The 16316-nt window shown below is 69.6% G+C and carries 17 protein-coding genes; 5 read left to right on the top strand and 12 right to left on the bottom strand.

Annotated features, from left to right (window positions below; translation table 11 throughout):
- Positions 1 to 157 precede the first annotated feature (157 nt).
- Entirely contained in the window at positions 158 to 811 is a 654-nt protein-coding gene (locus ACZ7KI_RS30695) for an ACT domain-containing protein (RefSeq protein ID WP_470276532.1), read from the top strand.
- Positions 812 to 868: 57 nt separating this feature from the next.
- On the opposite strand, the gene vapC is transcribed toward ACZ7KI_RS30695, so the two are convergent.
- Genes vapC through ACZ7KI_RS30725 form a run of 6 tightly spaced genes read right to left on the bottom strand, consistent with a single transcriptional unit; the run spans position 869 to position 5966 of the window.
- Complete coding sequence (gene vapC, locus ACZ7KI_RS30700) at positions 869 to 1291, bottom strand: type II toxin-antitoxin system VapC family toxin (protein ID WP_470276533.1); 423 nt, start codon at positions 1289 to 1291, stop codon at positions 869 to 871.
- Positions 1281 to 1502 carry a type II toxin-antitoxin system VapB family antitoxin gene (locus tag ACZ7KI_RS30705; protein ID WP_470276534.1) on the bottom strand — a complete coding sequence of 74 codons (222 nt, stop codon included), beginning with the start codon at positions 1500 to 1502 and terminating at the stop codon, positions 1281 to 1283. Before ACZ7KI_RS30705 ends, vapC begins: the two co-directional genes overlap by 11 nt.
- Before the next feature lie 32 nt (positions 1503 to 1534).
- Positions 1535 to 2029, bottom strand: coding sequence for a GNAT family N-acetyltransferase (locus ACZ7KI_RS30710; RefSeq protein ID WP_470276535.1), 495 nt, complete (start codon positions 2027 to 2029; stop codon positions 1535 to 1537).
- A complete protein-coding gene (gene ligA, locus ACZ7KI_RS30715; protein ID WP_470276536.1) occupies positions 2022 to 4169 on the bottom strand; it encodes an NAD-dependent DNA ligase LigA in 2148 nt (715 codons plus the stop codon). The genes ACZ7KI_RS30710 and ligA overlap by 8 nt, the downstream gene beginning before the upstream one ends.
- A 10-nt stretch (positions 4170 to 4179) precedes the next feature.
- Positions 4180 to 4884 carry a hypothetical protein gene (locus ACZ7KI_RS30720; RefSeq protein ID WP_470276537.1) on the bottom strand — a complete coding sequence of 235 codons (705 nt, stop codon included), beginning with the start codon at positions 4882 to 4884 and terminating at the stop codon, positions 4180 to 4182.
- Between the two features lie 44 nt (positions 4885 to 4928).
- Positions 4929 to 5966, bottom strand: coding sequence for a methionine synthase (locus ACZ7KI_RS30725; protein WP_470276538.1), 1038 nt, complete (start codon positions 5964 to 5966; stop codon positions 4929 to 4931).
- A 120-nt stretch (positions 5967 to 6086) separates the two neighbouring features.
- Between ACZ7KI_RS30725 and ACZ7KI_RS30730 the strand changes: the two genes are divergently transcribed.
- From ACZ7KI_RS30730 to ACZ7KI_RS30740, 3 genes are all read left to right on the top strand, one after another.
- Entirely contained in the window at positions 6087 to 6893 is an 807-nt protein-coding gene (locus ACZ7KI_RS30730) for an LURP-one-related family protein (protein WP_470276539.1), read from the top strand.
- 111 nt (positions 6894 to 7004) lie between these two features.
- Entirely contained in the window at positions 7005 to 8042 is a 1038-nt protein-coding gene (locus ACZ7KI_RS30735) for an MBL fold metallo-hydrolase (protein WP_470276540.1), read from the top strand.
- Positions 8039 to 8482: a GNAT family N-acetyltransferase gene (locus ACZ7KI_RS30740; protein WP_470276541.1), complete on the top strand. Its 444-nt coding sequence runs from the start codon at positions 8039 to 8041 to the stop codon at positions 8480 to 8482. Before ACZ7KI_RS30735 ends, ACZ7KI_RS30740 begins: the two co-directional genes overlap by 4 nt.
- On the opposite strand, the gene mnmA is transcribed toward ACZ7KI_RS30740, so the two are convergent.
- From mnmA to ACZ7KI_RS30760, 4 genes are read right to left on the bottom strand one after another with little or no spacing between them, the layout of a single operon-like run.
- On the bottom strand, positions 8479 to 9570 hold the full coding sequence (gene mnmA, locus ACZ7KI_RS30745) for a tRNA 2-thiouridine(34) synthase MnmA (RefSeq protein WP_470276542.1): 1092 nt from the start codon (positions 9568 to 9570) through the stop codon (positions 8479 to 8481). The two genes, ACZ7KI_RS30740 and mnmA, sit on opposite strands and share 4 nt — an antisense overlap.
- 5 nt (positions 9571 to 9575) lie before the next feature.
- A complete protein-coding gene (locus ACZ7KI_RS30750) occupies positions 9576 to 10772 on the bottom strand; it encodes a cysteine desulfurase family protein (protein WP_470276543.1) in 1197 nt (398 codons plus the stop codon).
- Between the two features lie 46 nt (positions 10773 to 10818).
- A complete protein-coding gene (locus tag ACZ7KI_RS30755) occupies positions 10819 to 12201 on the bottom strand; it encodes an MFS transporter (protein ID WP_470276544.1) in 1383 nt (460 codons plus the stop codon).
- Between the two features lie 33 nt (positions 12202 to 12234).
- Positions 12235 to 13503 (bottom strand): helix-turn-helix transcriptional regulator, encoded by a 1269-nt coding sequence (locus ACZ7KI_RS30760; RefSeq protein WP_470276545.1) that lies wholly within the window; start codon positions 13501 to 13503, stop codon positions 12235 to 12237.
- A 135-nt stretch (positions 13504 to 13638) separates the two neighbouring features.
- Here ACZ7KI_RS30760 and ACZ7KI_RS30765 point away from each other — a divergent pair, with 135 nt between their 5' ends.
- Entirely contained in the window at positions 13639 to 14529 is an 891-nt protein-coding gene (locus ACZ7KI_RS30765; protein WP_470276546.1) for an NADP-dependent oxidoreductase, read from the top strand.
- Here the strand turns inward: ACZ7KI_RS30765 and ACZ7KI_RS30770 are convergent.
- Together ACZ7KI_RS30770 and ACZ7KI_RS30775 are read right to left on the bottom strand one after the other, a co-directional pair.
- Positions 14510 to 15418: a lysophospholipid acyltransferase family protein gene (locus tag ACZ7KI_RS30770; protein ID WP_470276547.1), complete on the bottom strand. Its 909-nt coding sequence runs from the start codon at positions 15416 to 15418 to the stop codon at positions 14510 to 14512. The genes ACZ7KI_RS30765 and ACZ7KI_RS30770 overlap by 20 nt on opposite strands.
- Positions 15415 to 16197: a GNAT family N-acetyltransferase gene (locus ACZ7KI_RS30775; RefSeq protein ID WP_470276548.1), complete on the bottom strand. Its 783-nt coding sequence runs from the start codon at positions 16195 to 16197 to the stop codon at positions 15415 to 15417. The genes ACZ7KI_RS30770 and ACZ7KI_RS30775 overlap by 4 nt, the downstream gene beginning before the upstream one ends.
- Between the last annotated feature and the right edge of the window lie 119 nt (positions 16198 to 16316).

A 16316-nucleotide genomic window follows, 5' to 3' on the forward strand; every position in this document is an offset into this window, starting at 1 on the left:
CTGCTCGGGGTAGGGCACTTCAGGTAAGGAGTGCCTGGTTCGTTATCCCGAAGACCGGATGGCAGGCACCATTACATCGTCGGAGTCTGTCACAATCGGCGCCCGGCGTAGCGCGTTCCACGGCGAGGCTGGAACGCCTGAGGCGAGAGGGGCGCGTGTGTCGTTCCTGATCCGGGTCCAACTACCGGACACCCCGGGGACCCTCGGTGCGGTCGCCACCGCGCTCGGCACCGTCGGAGCCGACATCCTGAGCGTGGACGTGGTCGAACGCGGCGGCGGTATCGCCGTCGACGACCTCGTCGTCGAAATCCCCTCCGGCAGGCTGCCGGACGCGCTGATCACCGCCGCCGAAAGCGTCGACGGTGTCGAAGTCGACGCCGTCCGCCCGTACGCCGGGGTCCTGGACACCCATCGCGAACTCGAACTGGTCGAGGAGATCGCCGCGAAGCCCGCCGCGGGGCTCGAGATCCTCGCCGAAGGCGTGCCGCGGATCATCCGGGCGGGCTGGGCCGTCGTCGTCGAACACGCCGAATCGGGCGCGATCCGGCTGGCGTCGTCCAACGCCGCGCCCGAGACGCCGATCACCGACCTGCCGTGGCTGCCGCTGGAACGCGCCACCATCCTCGACGCCGAGGAGGCGTGGATCCCGGAGACGTGGAAGGAACTGGGCACCGAACTGGCGGCCACGCCACTCGGGAAGCCCGGGAAGGCGCTGCTGGTCGCCCGGCCGGGCGGGCCGAACTTCCGTGCCGCCGAGGTGGCGCGCTTGGCGCACTTCGCGGGGATCGTCGCCGTCGTCCTGGACAGCTGACCTTCGCATTTCGTCCTCTGAATGCGGTACTTGCGTGTGCCATGAGTCAGGGCGGGCTCATGAGTCGAAGATCGCCTCGGCGCGGAGCTCGGGGACGACCTCGGCGATACGCACGTAGTCGACGTCCTTGTGGATCAGGACGGCCTTGTGCCGTACCGCGACCGCCGCGATGAGGCAATCCATCGAAGAACGAACCTTGTGGCCGTCCGCCCGGACAGCCCGAGAGATCTCCGCGGCACTCCGGAAGTCGATCGCGGGATCCACGCCTAGGTTCACGAAACCGGCAAGCGTCCTTTCGAGGCGAGGGAGCGCCTCGGCGTTCGCTCCCGCGAGCAGCTCCATCACGATGGGCTCAGAGGTGACGATCATCTTCGGCTGCGCGGCAAGCTCGACGACCAGATCCCGCGCACGCGTGGCCCGCTTGCGGAGGAAATCGATCCACACCGAGCTGTCGATGAGGCAGCGTTGCTCAGGAGGCATCGCGCCACTTACGGTCCGCGGGGTCATCGCGCATCTCGTCCAGATCCGCTTCCCAGCCGACACCTTCCAGCGCCAGGATGTCGGCGGTGGTGATCACCGGCGCCGCTTTCCGCAACGCGAAATCCACGGCGTCCTTCTTGGTCTTGAACCCATAGCGCTGCATTACGGCGGCGACCAGCTCGTCGTCTATGTCGATATTGGTCCGACTCATACACAAACCATACACCAACTAGGTGTATCGATTTAAAGTTCCAGGCCGTAGGCGATCAACGTGATGCCGGGGTGCGGCTCCCAGTCCCGCTCGGGCATCCGCACGAAACCGAGCCGCTCGTAGAGCCGGTGCGCCCGTTCCATCGTGAGCATGCTGCACAGCACCACCCGGTCCACGCCCACCTCCCGCGCCCGCTCGATGACCGCCCTGGTCAGCGCCTCGCCGATACCGCGTCCGGTGGCCGACGGGAGCACGCCGAGCATGCGGAACTCCAGTTCGCCTTCGCGGGACAGCTCGGCGAAGGGCGTCCCCGGCCGCACGATGGTGACCGTGCCGACCAGCGTGCCGTCGCCGTCCACCGCGACCAGCAGTTCGGCCAGCTCGGCGCGTCTGGCGGCGTCGACGAGTTCGGACGCGTAGCCGACGCCCTCCGCGAGAACCTGTTCCGCGGAGTACGCGGCCAGAGTGAGTTCCCCGACCACCTTCAGTTCGCCTGCGCGGGCGGGCCGGATCTCCAGGTCACTCACCACTTGTCTCCTCGTCGGTCGGCAGCGCGAGTTCGGCGGCGGCCTCGGGGCCGCGTTCCAGCAGCACCCGGAAGCCGTTCTCGTCGAGCACCGGCACCTTCAGCTGGACGGCCTTGTCGTACTTCGACCCCGGCGAGTCGCCGACGACGACGAACGCCGTCTTCTTCGACACTGAACCGGCCGCCTTCCCGCCACGGGCCATGATGTACTCCTTGGCCTCGTCACGGGAGTAGTCGTTCAGCGAACCGGTGACGACGATCGACAGCCCTTCGAGGTTGCGCGGGATGGACTCGTCGCGCTCCTCCTCCATCCGCACGCCCGCCGCGCGCCACTTCTCGATGATCTCGCGGTGCCACTCGACCTCGAACCATTCCTTCGCGGCTCGCACGATGGTCGGGCCGACCCCGTCGACACTGGCGAGCTCCTCCTCGGAGGCGTTCTCGATCCGTTCCAGCGAGCCGAATTCCCGCGCGAGCGCTTGCGCGGCCGTCGGGCCGACGTGCCGGATCGAGAGCCCGACGATGACCTTCCACAGTGGACGGTCCTTGACGGTTTCGAGGTTCTCCAGCAACTTGCGGCCGTTGGCCGACAGGTCCCCCGCCTTGGTGCGGAACAGCTCCACCTCGAGCAGCTTTTCCTCGTCCAGACCGAAGATGTCACCTTCGTCGTGCACCACACCGGCGTCCAGCAGGGCCACCGCGGCCTCGTACCCGAGCACCTCGATGTCGAAGACGTTCCGGCTCGCGAGGTGGAACAGCCGCTCCCGTCGCTGCGCCGGGCAGAACCGGGCGTTCGGGCAACGGATGTCGATGTCGCCCTCCTTCTGGTACGCCAGTTCGGTGTCACAGTTGGGGCAGCGCAACGGCATGACGAACTCGCGCTCTTCGCCGGTGCGGGCGTCGGCCACCGGGCCGAGCACCTCGGGGATGACGTCGCCCGCCTTGCGGATGACGACCTTGTCCCCGATCAGCACACCCTTGCGTTTGACCTCTTCCTGGTTGTGCAGCGTCGCCATCGCCACCGTGGACCCGGCCACCTTCACCGGCTCCATCACCGCGAACGGCGTGACCCGGCCGGTGCGGCCGACGTTGACCTGGATGTCCAGCAGGGTGGTGATCGCCTCTTCCGGCGGGTACTTGTAGGCGATCGCCCAGCGCGGCGCGCGCGAGGTCGTCCCGAGACGGCGCTGCAGCGCGACCTCGTCGACCTTGATGACGACACCGTCGATCTCGTGCTCGGCGTCGTGACGGTGTTCGCCCCAGTACTTGATGTGCTCCAGCAGTTCCTCGCCCGAACTCAGCACCTTGCTGTGCGGTGAGACCGGCAGGCCCCACGCGGCCAGCGCGTCGTACGCCTCGGACTGGCGCTTCGGTTCGAAGCCTTCGCGTTTCCCGAGCCCGTGGCAGATCAGCCGCAGATTCCGGGACTTCGTGATCTTCGGATCCTTCTGCCGCAACGATCCGGCCGCGGTGTTGCGCGGGTTCGCGTACGGGTCCTTGCCCGCCTCGACCATCTTCGCGTTGAGCGCCAGGAAGTCCTCGACGCGGAAGTACACCTCGCCGCGGACCTCGACCAGCGCCGGAACCGGGAATTCGTCAGTGCTCTTCAACCGCTCCGGGACCTGCTCCAGCGTGCGGACGTTGAGCGTGACGTCCTCGCCGGTACGACCGTCGCCCCTGGTCAGCGCGCGGGTGAGGCGGCCGTTCTCGTACAGCAGGTTGATCGCGAGCCCGTCGATCTTGAGCTCGGCGAGGTACTTCGTCGCGCCGATCTCCTTCTGGACGCGCTCGACCCAGGTCTCGAACTCCTCGGTGTCGAACACGTTGTCCAGGCTGAGCATGCGTTCGAGGTGGTCGTGGGCGACGAACTCGGTCGAGAACGTGCCGCCGACGTTCTGCGTCGGCGACTCCGGCGTCACCAGTCCCGGATACTCGTCCTCGATGGCCTGGAGTTCGGTGAGCAGCTCGTCGAACTGACCGTCGGACACGATGGGTGAGTCCAGCACGTAGTACCGGAACTGGTGCCCGCGGATCTCCTCGGCCAGTGCGCCGTGTCGTTCGCGGACCTCCGCCGGGACGTCGGTGACGTCCTGCGCGACGTCGGCCGTCTCGAGGTCTGAGGGGGTAAGTTCGCTGCTCACGGTAGGGAGCCTAGTCGGGGGTACCGACATTTCCCGGCGGCCACGAGCCGAGTCGGCCGACCAGTTCGCGGAGCTCCAGCAGGGTCAGTTGCCCGTCCCGCGCCTCGGTCACCAGCTCGACCCGGCCCAGCCGTTCGGCCGCGACGCGCTCACCCAGCGTGGCGTCCAGTGGCAGGAAGGTCATGGTCGTCCGCGTCTCCGGCCGGAGTTCCTCGATCAGCGGATGGAACACGGTCACGTCCACCCGTCCGGCTGATTCGTCCACCTTCGCGGTCACCCGGACGTCGGCGAGCGCGATCCGGGTCTCGCCGAGGTTGACGGTGACCTCACTCGGATCGGGTACCGGCGGCACGGAGTCGTGGTACTCCCAGATCGCGTCCTCCGGCGGCGCGGCGGCCTTCCACGCGTCGGTGTACGGGCGCAGTTCCGGATCCTCCTGGCCGGTGAGCACCAGCGAGTAGATCGCGCGGTGCCCACGATCGAGGGAGAAGTGCAGCCTCGGATGCAGTGCCTCGACGATGGTGCAGAGGTCGTGCTCCACGCGGCGCGGTTCACGATCGCCGAGCGCCGCGCTGACCTCCGGCAAGAGCTCGAACCACGCCTCCCAGAACTTCGCCGCCGCGGCCGCCGCGTCCTCGGGGACCGGCTGCTCCGGCCAGGCGGTGCGGGGGTCGGGAACGTCCTCGGACTTGCGGGAACGGCGGAACAAACGCATCGAAATCCTTGCTGGTCGGCTTCCCCGACACGCTACCGCGCCGGTCACCAGCCTTCAGGCGGTTCGACGAAAGCCTTGCCCGCCTCGCGGCTGAGCGTGAGCGCGCGGCGCATCCACTCGGGGGTCGCGCCCGCCAGGCCGCACGCCGGGGTCGGCACGACCTGTCCGGCGAGGATCTCGCGGGGGAAGCCGAGCCGGTCGACGAGTTTGAACACGGGGGTGACCAGGTCGCGCAACGTCACCGGAACGCCGGGATCGGTGGTGGGGACGAGCCCGAGCATCAACGTCGTGCCGTCGTCGAGCGCCTCACCGATTTCGTCGAGCTGTGTGGGCGAAGCGCCCTTCAACAAGGAGAAGTCGAAGGCGATCGCCTTCGCTCCCGCCGCGCGCAACAACGAGATCGGCGGTTTCGCGGCGCAGCAGTGCACCGCGACCGGCTGGCCGGTGATGCGCTCCGCCCCGGAAATCACCGTCGAGAGCAGGTTCCGGGCCTCCGGCGCGGGGACCGCGGGAACGGTGCCGTAGCCGGACACCGTCGGCAGATCGCCGCCGAGGACCTCGGGCAGCGACGGTTCGTCGAACTGGACCACCACCGGCGCGCCGAGGCGCGACTTCAGTTCGGCGACGTGCTCGGCCAGTCCGTCCAGCAGGGAAGCGGTGAAGTCGCGCAACGCGCCCCGGTCGGTGAGGATCCGGTGCCCGCGCGGGAGTTCGACGTTCGCGGCGAGCGTCCACGGTCCGGCGACCTGCGTCTTGAAGACCGGCGGCGCGGCACCCGCCTTCTCCCTCGCCTCTTGGACGGCGTCGAGGTCCCAGTTCATCAGATCGACGGCACGGCGGTGGTCGTGACCAGGGCGGCCGGCGACCCGGTAGCCGCTCGGCACCACCTCCACGGCGAGATCGACCAGCAGCGCCGCCGTCCGGCCGATGATGTCGGCACCGACGCCGCGGGCGGGAAGTTCGGGCAGACACGGGAATTCGGGCAGTTCGCCGAACACGATCGAAGCGGCCTCGACCGGATCGGTACCGGGCAGGGAACCGATCGCGGTGGCCGCGCCTACAGGCCAAGGTCGTTCGTTCACATCCGGATTCTCCCCTTGGTCGGACTCCGCGGGGCGGCGGGGCCGGGGAGGACACGGACATTCGCCGCAATTGCCGTCGACGGACCCGCGAGGGCGCCGAGCGCATTACGCTGACCTGCCATGACGAGCTCTCCACAGCCCGCCGGCTGGTATCCCGACCAGCAGAACCCCCGGTTCCACCGGTGGTGGGACGGGCAGGCCTGGACGGCCGACACGCGGCCGTCCCACGACGCCGAGATGATCGAGCTGGACATCGAAGGCGCGCACGACCCGAACAAGATCCGGGCGCAAGTGGCGAAGGGGACCCAAGGCCGGGGCGGTGCCGTCACCGGCGGCGGGACGCTGTTCTCCGAACCCGTGCTCGTGGTCAACCAGCGCGCCAAACTCATCGAGATGTCCAACGAGTTCGGGGTCTTCGACCAGAACGGCAACCGGCTCGGCGGGGTCGTGCAGGTCGGGCAGAGCACGTTGAAGAAGGCCATCCGGCTGCTCACGAACTACGACCAGTTCCTGACCCACCGCTTCGAAATCCGCGACGCGAACCACAGCACCGTGCTGAAGGTGACGCGACCGGCGAAGGTGTTCAAATCCCGCTTCCTGGTGACGAAGGCCGACGACTCGCCGATCGGGGAGATCGTGCAGGAGAACGTCTTCGGCAAGATCCGGCTGGGTTTCCTGGTCAACGGCCAGAAGGTCGGCGGGATCTTCGCGGAGAACTGGCGGGCGTGGAACTTCGTGATCAAGGACCACGCCGACGTCGAGATCGCGCGGATCACGAAGACCTGGGGCGGTTTCGTGAAGGCCGCGTTCACCACCGCCGACAACTACGTCGTCGAGATCCACCGGCCGCTGCGGGATCCGCTGGCTTCGATGGTGGTCGCTTCGGCGCTGACCATCGACACCGCGCTGAAGCAGGACGACAACTGACCTCTCCTGAGTGACACGGGTCTCACCCGCATAAGTGGACACTCGGCTTCCGGCGGCTCAAGGTGGAGGAACTGGGCGGCACGCTGGAGTGCGTCCGGGACGGAGGTCACCATGGAGCCGTTGCCAGAAGACGGCGAACGGGACTGGGCCGAGCCAGGCGTCTACACGGTCGCGCCGGGGGTTCACCGGATCCCGCTGCCTTTGCCGCACGACGCGTTGCGCGCGGTCAACGTCTACGTCGTCACCGACGGCACCCGCCTGGTCCTCGTCGACTCGGGCTGGGCGCTGGAGTCGGCACGCGAGCGGCTCTCGCGGGGGTTGAAGGCGCTCGGCGCGGACCTCGGCGACATCGACGAGTTCCTGATCACCCACGTCCATCGTGATCACTACACGCTGGCCGTGGAGCTGCGCCGTGAATTCGGCGGCAAGGTCGGGCTGGGGAAGCTGGAAGAGCCTTCGCTGGCGCGCTCCGGCGATCCGGACCGCTTCCCGATGGAGGCGCAGGTCGGCCTGCTCGAACGCTGTGGCGCGGGCCCCGTGGTCGAGGAACTCGCCAAGGCCTTCGGCGGCGTCCGGCACACCGAGGCGCATCTGTGGGAGCAGCCCGACGAATGGCTCACCCCCGGCAGGCGCACGATCGTGCCCGGCCGCGAGTTCGACATCGTGCACACGCCGGGCCACACGGCCGGGCACGTCGTCTTCGTCGACGACGAGGCGGGGCTGGTGTTCTCCGGCGACCACGTGCTGCCGCACATCACGCCGTCCATCGGATTCCAGCCGGTGCCGGTCGATCTGCCGCTGAGCGACTACCTCGACTCCCTGCGCCTGGTCCGCGAGATGCCGGACCGGCGCATGCTGCCGGCACACGGCCGGGTGACCGACAGCGTCCACGCCCGCGTGGACGAACTGCTGGAACACCACCGCGACCGGCTCGAGGTCATGGGTGCCGAGATCACCGCGGACGTCACGACGGCGTACGAGGTCGCGCTGCGGCTGGGCTGGACGCGCAAACTGCGCAAGCTCGGCGAGATGGACCCGTTCAACCAGATGCTCGCCGTCCTCGAGACCGGTTCGCATCTGGATCTGCTGGTGGCGCAAGGGAAACTCACCGCGACCGAGACCGAGGGCGTGCGACACTACGCCGCATGATCATCCGTCCAGCGCGCCGGGAGGATATCGCGGCGATCGTCGAGATGCTCGCCGACGACCAGATCGGCGCGACCCGCGATTCGACCGACGACCTCACGCCGTATCTCAAGGCCTTCGAGGAGATCGACGCCGATCCCGCGCAGCTGCTGATCGTCGCCGACGACGACGGGGAGGCCGTCGGCACGCTTCAGCTGTCGATCATTCCCGGCCTGGCGAGGAAGGGCGCGCTGCGCGGGCAGATCGAGGCTGTCCGGGTCCGGGCGAGCCATCGCGGCACCGGGCTCGGCGGTGAGCTGATGACGTGGGCGATCGACGAATCCCGGCGGCGGGGTTGCGCGCTCGTGCAGCTGACGTCGGACGTGAAACGCGAGGACGCGCACCGGTTCTACGAGCGGCTCGGTTTCGTGGCGAGCCACACCGGCTTCAAACTCAAGCTCTAGCGGGTCCCCGAGATCTTCGCGCTTCCCAGCACCAGGTCGCCTTCGGCGGCGTCAGGGCGGTACAGCACGACGACCTGGCCGGGCGCGACCCCGCGCAGCGGCTCACGAAGCTGGACGGTCACTTCGTCACCCGAAACCTCGGCGACGGCCTCGACGATCCCGCCGTGCGCGCGCACCTGGACGACGCATTCGGTCGGGCCGTCCAGCGGACGCTCACTCGGCCAGATCGGGCGGTCCGCCTCGATCACGTTCACGCCGAGATCCCGCGCCGAACCGACCTTCACCGTGCCCGAAACCGGCTCCAGCGAAAGCACGTAACGCGGCCGCCCGTCCGGCGCGGGCGCCTCGATGCCGAGTCCCTTGCGCTGGCCGACGGTGAACCCGTGCACGCCGGTGTGTTCACCGAGCACGGCGCCGGTCTCGGCGTCGACGAGCTGGCCGGGACGCTGGCCGAGCCGCTTCTCCAGGAAGCTCTTGGTGTCGCCGTCCGGGATGAAGCAGATGTCGTGGCTGTCCGGCTTGTTCGCCACCGACAGGCCGCGGCTCTCGGCCTCGGCACGGACGTCGGTCTTCCGCGAATCACCCAGCGGGAACAGCGAATGCCGCAGCTGCTCCGGGGTGAGCGAAGCCAGCACGTAGGACTGGTCCTTGCCGGAGTCGACGCTGCGCCTCAGCTCCGGCACACCGTCCACAAGGGACAGGCGGGCGTAGTGCCCGGTGGCGACGGCGTCGAAACCGAGCGCCATCGCCTTGTCCAGCAACGCCTCGAACTTGATCTTCTCGTTGCAGGTGACGCACGGGTTCGGCGTCCGGCCGGCGGCGTACTCGCCGACGAAGGTCTCGATGACCTCTTCGGTGAAGCGCTCGGCGAAGTCCCAGATGTAGAAGGGGATGCCGAGGATGTCCGCCGCGCGGCGCGCGTCACCCGAATCCTCGATCGTGCAGCACCCACGGGAACCGGTGCGCAGCGTGCCGGGCTTCGCCGACAGCGCCAGGTGCACGCCGACGACCTCGTGCCCGGCGTCCACGGCGCGCGCGGCGGCCACCGCCGAGTCCACTCCCCCGCTCATCGCGGCCAGTACGCGCATCTTCCTCACACCTCTTGCTTCTGCGTCTGCTTGCGCATTCCGGCCAGTCCCGCCTGCCTCGCCCGGTCGACGACGCCGGCGATCTCCCTCGAAACCGCTTCAACGTCTTCCACCGTCGAGGTATGCCCGAGCGAGAACCGCAGCGACCCGCGCGCGGCCGCCGGATCGGCACCCATGGCCAGCAGTACGTGACTCGGCTGCGCGACACCCGCCGTGCACGCCGATCCAGTGGAACATTCGATGCCCTTGGCGTCCAAGAGCATTAACAGGCTGTCACCGGCACAACCGGGGAAAGTGAAGTGGGCGTGCGTCGGGAGGCGCTCGCCCTCGCCGCCGTTGAGCACCACGTCCGGCACCTCGCGCCGGACGGCCTCGATCAGCTCGTCCCGCAGCTCGCCGACGCGCTTGGCGTACTCCTCACGACCTTCGACCGTGGCCTTGACCGCCGTCGCGAACGCGATCACCGCGGGCACGTCGAGCGTGCCCGAACGCACACTGCGTTCCTGGCCACCGCCGTGCAGAACCGGGACGCACGCGGTGTCGCGGCCGAGCAGCAGCGCGCCGACGCCGTACGGGCCGCCGAGCTTGTGCGCCGTCAGTGTCAACGCGGCGACCCCGCTCGCGGCGAAGTCGACCGGTACCGCGCCGACGGCCTGGACGGCGTCGGTGTGCAGTGGGATCTCGTGCTCCGCGCAGACGGCGGCGAGTTCGGCGATCGGGTTGACCGTGCCGACCTCGTTGTTCGCCCACATGACGGTGGCCAGCGCGACCGTCTCGGGGCTGTCGCCGATGGCGGCGCGCAGCGAGTCCGGGGACACCCGGCCCGCCTGGTCGGCCTCGACCCAGACCACCTCGGCGCCCGCGTGCTGTTCCAGCCACTCGACGGAATCGAGGACGGCGTGATGCTCGACGGCACTGCACAGCACCCGAAGGCGCTTCGGGTCTTCGCCGTGGCGGGCCCAGAAGATGCCCTTGACCGCGAGGTTGTCGCTCTCCGTGCCGCCACCGGTGAAGATCACCTCGGACGGCCGGGCGCCCAGCGCCTCCGCGATCACCTCGCGGGCCTCTTCGACCCGGCGACGGGCCCGGCGTCCCGAGGAATGCAGCGCGGAGGCGTTGCCAACAGTGGACAGCGCCTCGGACATCGCCGCTACGGCTTCGGGCAACATCGGGGTGGTCGCCGCGTGGTCGAGATAGGTCATCGCACCCACCAGGGTAGACCGCTCCGGGCCGTGACCAAGCCCACCCTCATCCGGCGGTGGCCTGGGTCATCCCTTCCGGCCACCGCCCGGTCAGCCGCACGCCCAGCAACGCGAGCCCGGTCAGCAGCACCGCGAGCACCAAGATCGCCACCGTAGGCTCCTTCGCCGAGGCGATCGAGGCGAGCAGGACACCGCCCAAACCAATGGTCAGCGCCGAGCCGACCCAGTCACCCAACTGCAGCGCAGAGGTGTTGAACCCGCGTTCGGCCTCGGGCGAGTAACGCAGGAGCAGGACCGAGATCGCGGGCATCGCGATCCCCATCCCGGCGCCGCCGACCGCCGACGCCACGAACGCCATCCAGCCGGGGAACGAGGGCAGCGGAACGAAGGCGAAAATCGCCAGACCGGTCGCCACCAGCGCGAACCCGGTCCGCAGGGACGCTTCACGGGACCAGTCGAGGAACCGGCCCTGCAGCATCGACCCCGCCGACCAGCCGAGCGCGGTCACCGTCAGCGGCAGACCCGCCAGCGCGGGGCTGTAGCCGTGGACTTCGCTCATCGTGAGCGGCAGGTAGGCCTCCATCCCCGCGTACGCGCCCGCGATCAGCCCGCGGGAGGCGATCACTGTCGGCAACCCCGGTCGCGACGTCAGCGTGCCCGCGGGGAGGAGTTTGCGGAGCGCGTACGCCAGCGCGAGCAGTCCGGCGGCCCCGTAGGCCAGCGCCGGCAGCGACGGATGCTGTGCCGCCCAGGTGAGCGCGGCGACGCCGAGGGCGGCGATCACCGCGGGCACCACCCCGGCGTGGTTCGCGGACGTGCCGGGCACGTGCCGGGGCAGCTTGCGCGTGACCACGACCAGCAGCGCGAGGCCGATCCCGGTCAGCGGGATCAACCCGAGGAACACCCAGCGCCAGCCGACGCTCACCGTCACCACTCCCGCGATCGATGGTCCGATCACCGCGGGCAGCACCCACGCGGCGGCGTTGGCGGCGTAGATCACCGGCCGTTCGCGGTCGCTGAAGGTGAGCGCGATCAGCAGGGACACCGAAACCAGCAGCAGCCCGGAACCGAACCCCTGCAAGGCGCGGCCCAGCAGAAGCAACGGCATGTCGTGCGAGAGCCCGGCGACCAGCAGCCCGACGGCGAACAGGCCGGTACCGGCGAGCAGCGCGGGCGCCGGGCCCTTGCGGTCGCCGAGGCGTCCGGAAAGGACGGTCGCGACGACGCTGGCGACCAGGAACGTGGTGAAGGGCCAGGCGTACAACGCGAGGCCGTCGAGATCGGCGACCATCGTCGGCATCGCGGTGGCGACACCCATGCTCTCGAACGCGATGAGCGTGACCATGAGGAGCAGCCCGATCGTGGTCACCCGGTGCTCCGGTGTCCAGAGCACACCCTTCGGCTTCGTCTTGTCCCCCGTGATCGTCATGCCACGAGCCTGCTACCTCCAGTTCGGTGGAGGTCAAGCGCTGACGGACTCCAGGCGCAGCTCCCGCGCCAGCATCGCGGCTTCGCCCCGCGACGTGACTTCGAGCTTCCCGAGGATCTTCCGCACGTGGAATTTCACCGTGTGCTCGGTCAGCGTCAGCTCTTCGGCGATCTGCCGGTTCCGCTTCCCGCGCGCGATCCCGGCGAGGACTTCGAGTTCACGCGGGTTCAGCCGGTCCAGCGGGCGCAGTTCCGGCGTCTCCTGGACACCCAGCGGCAGGACGGCGGTGATCGTGGCGCCCCAGCCGGGTACGGCGTCGACCTCCCAGCGGCCACCGAGCGGCGTGATCCGCTCGGTGAGGCCGGTGGCGGGCGCGGCGTGGGCGACGTCCTGGCCGTCGTCGCGCACGGTGACCCGGAGCGCCTGTCCGTCGAGCTGCCAGGACGCCCGCACCCGGTTGCTGCCCCGCTCCAGCGCGGTGAGCACGAGGCCGCGGGTGACCGTGCGCGCGGTGTGCGCGATGTCCTGCGGCAGCGGCCGTTCGTCACCGGGCCCGGCGAGGTCGACGGTCACGTCGCTGTGGCGTACCAAGGGATCCAGCTGCGCGGCGAGGGTGTCGAACGCCGCCGACGCCGGTTCCGCCGAAAGCTCCTGATCGCGGTCGGCGACCGCGCGCAGTTCGATCAGCGCGGCCGCGGCGAGATCGGTCGCGGTCCGCCGGGCGGCGTCGTCGCCGAGCCGCCGGGACCGCAGCACCGAAAGCAGGGACGCGAGGGTGGTCGCGTGCGTCTGCCCCAGATCGGTGATCGCCCGCGCCCGCGCGGTCGCCGCCGCGATGTTGCTCTCCAGCACGGCGGGCTCGGGGTCGGTGGCGCGCTGTGCGGCGTTCACGCTGACGAGGTCCCACAGTTTGGCGGCGATTTCGAGCGCGCGGCCCGCGGGCGCGTCCTCGCCTGCGACGAGCGCGATCGTCGCGCCCTTGCCGATCACCGGGGCCGAGGTGAGGACGACGAGTTTCCGGAGCCGCCCACCGAGCGTCTCCTCCACCACCACGGCCTCGCCGGGGACGCCGAGCGCGGCGAGCTTCCGCAGTTCCGCGCTCGTGACCGCGCCGGTGATCGCCGGATCGCCGTCGACCTTGATCGGCAGGCGGGAGCAGTCACCGGTCTCCATGGCGGCGGCACGATGCGGCAGGACGGCGGCGGCCGTCGCGGAAAACCGAGGCAACAGCTCGGGGCGCGGGGCGGCGAGCATGTACTCGACCTGGCTCAGCACGTACAGCGGATCCGACCACTCGTCCATGACTCCACAGTAAGCGCGTTCTCCCACGGGCACGCTGCTCGCCCGGCTAGCGAACACTGCTCGTCCGAGCGGTTCGGCCGGGGTGCGCCCGCCGGTTGACTGATCGTCAGCGAAGAAATCCGATGAGGAGTGAACATGCGAGCGATCACCATCACCCAGTACGGCGAAGCGGACGTCCTGCACCTGGCCGAGGTCCCGCTGCCGGAACCCGGCCCGGGCCAGGTCCGGGTCGCGGTCAAGGCCGCCGGGGTCAATCCGATCGACTGGAAGATCCGGTCGGGCGCGATGGCGGAGGTCCGCCCGGTCGAGTTCCCGCACATCCCCGGCCTGGAACTGGCGGGCGTGGTGGACGCGGTGGGCGAAGGCGCCGGATTCGCCGTCGGCGACGAGGTCTTCGGCTGGTCCGGCACCGGCGCGTACGCGGAGTACGCGCTGGCGACCAACATCGTCCGCAAGCCCACCGGGCTTTCGTGGGCCGAAGCCGCCGCGCTGCCCATCGCCGGGGAGACGGCGTTGCGAGTGCTGGGCGAACTCGAGGTCAAGCCGGGCGAGACGATCGTGATCCACGGCGCGAGCGGCCAGGTCGGCCGGTTCGCGACCCAGGCCGCCGTCGCGCTGGGAGCCACGGTCATCGGACTCTCCGGGGCTTCTTCACTGGATGACGTCAAGGCTCTCGGCGCGGTGCCGGTGCGGTACGGCGACGGCTGGGTTTCGCGGGCTCGCTCGGCCGCGCCGGACGGCGTCGACGCGGTGTTCGACGCGGCGGGCTTCGGTGTCTTGGGTGACTCCGTCGAGCTGCTCGGATCACCCGACAGGCTGATCACCATCGCCGACCCGGCGGCGTACGCGCAGGGGCTGAAGTTCTCCGCGGGTGGCGAGGAAAGCACCGCGGTGCTGGAGGATCTGGTGTCGCGTGAGCTGAAGATCAAGCTGGGGTCGAGTTACGCGCTGGCGGATGCCGCCGCGGCGCACCGGGAGAGCGCGACGGGGCACGCGGGCGGGAAGATCACGCTGACGGTGGACTGACGCCGCCTGCCGCAGCGGCGGCGGGTGCGGGAGCCGGCGCGGGAACCGGACGGCGCCGCAGCTGTGCCGGGATCTGCACCCGTCCGAGCGCCGCCTGCACCGCGGATTCCGCGAGCCCGGCCAGTTCCCGCCGGTCCGCGGCGCGGCCCGGCGCGATCTCCGGGCACACGTGCACCTCCAGCACCAGCCCGCGCAAGGCGGCGACCCGACGCAGTGAGGCGATCAGCGACTCCGGTCCGATGAACGCCGGCTGCGTCGTCTCCCGTCCGTCGGCGAGCCGGAAGCGCAAAGCCAGCGGCCGCACCGGGACACCGCCGTCGATCGCGGCCTGGAAGGTCGCCGGGCGGAACCGGCCCGAGCCGAGACCGCACCAGGTGGTGCCCTCCGGCGTCACGCTGACGAGGGATCCGCCGCGCATCGCGTCGGCCAGTTCGGCCATCGTTCCGGGCAGGCTCCGCAGGTTTTCGCGGTCGAGGAAGATGCTGCCGCCGCGGCGGACCAGCAGGCCGAGCACCGGCCAGGCGCCGACCTCTTTCTTCGCCAGCGCCCGCATCGGCTGGATGGCGTTGACCGCGATGATGTCCAGCCACGAGATGTGGTTGTTCACCACGAGCGCGCCACGGCCGGGCACGGCGCGGAAACGCTCGTCACCGAGCACGCGCAGCTTCACCCCGAACGAGCGAAGGATCCCCGCGAACAGCAGGCGCACCAAACGTTCCCGGGGTATGCCGCGCAGCACGAGCACCATCGGCGCGGCCAGGAAGGCCGCGCCGATGACGCCGATCGCGGCGGTGAACCGCAGGACGCGCCGCGGGAAAGCGACCGTCGGTGCCCCTTCGCTGAGGCATCCGTCGCCGCACGGCGACTTCGGCATCCAGGCGTGGCTCATCCCTGCACCCCCAGGAAGAACTTGAGGTACCGCTCGTCGACGTTGTGCAGATCCAGCAGGACGAAGAAGTCCGCGACACCGAAATCCGCGTCGAGCGCGGGCGGGCCGTAGATTTTCGCGCCCAGCCGCGTGTACCCCTTGATGAGCGGCGGCAGGATCGCCCGCGTCGGCCGCTCGACGTCCTCGAGACGCCACGGGTTCAGCGGCGTCACCCGCAGCGACTCGTCCGCGTAGTGCTTGGCGCGCAAGACATCCCAGACGCCGGCCGCGTAGCTCCCGCCATCGGTCAGCGGCACGGACGCGCAGCCGGCGAGGTACCGGTGCCCGGCCAGCAGCATGTACCGCCCGATCCCCGCCCAGACGAGACTCACCACGGCACCGCTGCGGTGGTCGGGATGCACGCACGAGCGGCCCGTCTCGACCAGCGAAGGACGCAGTGCGTCGAGCGCGGTCAGATCGAATTCGCTGTCGGAGTACAGCTTTCCCGCCAGCGCGGCCCGATCGGGCGGCAGCATCCGGTATGTGCCCACGATCTCGCCGGTGTTGTCGTCACGCACCACGAGGTGATCGCAGAACTCGTCGAAGTAGTCGACGTCGAGGCCTGGTTCGGGCGAATTGAGCTTCGCGCCCATTTCCTCGGCGAAAACCTGATGACGAAGGCGTTGCGCGGCAACGACTTCTTCGTTTCCGTTGGCGACGAGGAGTGAGTAACGCGGCGCGTCTGCCGGGAGTTCGACACCTGCCTGGTCAGTACTGACGAGGAGCTGTGACGTCGTCATAACCAAGGTCTACCCCTCGGGGGGTACCAACGACGATGCGCCCGATGGCCGATTAGTGCACGTTCAGTTAATTGCGGGTTCTCAGGGTTCTCTCAGGCTGGAAGATCACTTCCGGGTCA

Source organism: Amycolatopsis sp. NPDC039088 (assembly GCF_055598845.1).

Coding starts and splice junctions, on each gene's coding strand:
- vapC (WP_470276533.1), bottom strand. CDS start 1,291: ATGCCTCCTGAGCAACGCTGCCTCATCGACAGCTCGGTGTGGATCGAT.
- ACZ7KI_RS30705 (WP_470276534.1), bottom strand. CDS start 1,502: ATGAGTCGGACCAATATCGACATAGACGACGAGCTGGTCGCCGCCGTA.
- ACZ7KI_RS30720 (WP_470276537.1), bottom strand. CDS start 4,884: ATGCGTTTGTTCCGCCGTTCCCGCAAGTCCGAGGACGTTCCCGACCCC.
- ACZ7KI_RS30730 (WP_470276539.1), top strand. CDS start 6,087: ATGACGAGCTCTCCACAGCCCGCCGGCTGGTATCCCGACCAGCAGAAC.
- ACZ7KI_RS30735 (WP_470276540.1), top strand. CDS start 7,005: ATGGAGCCGTTGCCAGAAGACGGCGAACGGGACTGGGCCGAGCCAGGC.
- ACZ7KI_RS30740 (WP_470276541.1), top strand. CDS start 8,039: ATGATCATCCGTCCAGCGCGCCGGGAGGATATCGCGGCGATCGTCGAG.
- mnmA (WP_470276542.1), bottom strand. CDS start 9,570: ATGCGCGTACTGGCCGCGATGAGCGGGGGAGTGGACTCGGCGGTGGCC.
- ACZ7KI_RS30750 (WP_470276543.1), bottom strand. CDS start 10,772: ATGACCTATCTCGACCACGCGGCGACCACCCCGATGTTGCCCGAAGCC.
- ACZ7KI_RS30755 (WP_470276544.1), bottom strand. CDS start 12,201: ATGACGATCACGGGGGACAAGACGAAGCCGAAGGGTGTGCTCTGGACA.
- ACZ7KI_RS30760 (WP_470276545.1), bottom strand. CDS start 13,503: ATGGACGAGTGGTCGGATCCGCTGTACGTGCTGAGCCAGGTCGAGTAC.
- ACZ7KI_RS30765 (WP_470276546.1), top strand. CDS start 13,639: ATGCGAGCGATCACCATCACCCAGTACGGCGAAGCGGACGTCCTGCAC.
- ACZ7KI_RS30770 (WP_470276547.1), bottom strand. CDS start 15,418: ATGAGCCACGCCTGGATGCCGAAGTCGCCGTGCGGCGACGGATGCCTC.
- ACZ7KI_RS30775 (WP_470276548.1), bottom strand. CDS start 16,197: ATGACGACGTCACAGCTCCTCGTCAGTACTGACCAGGCAGGTGTCGAA.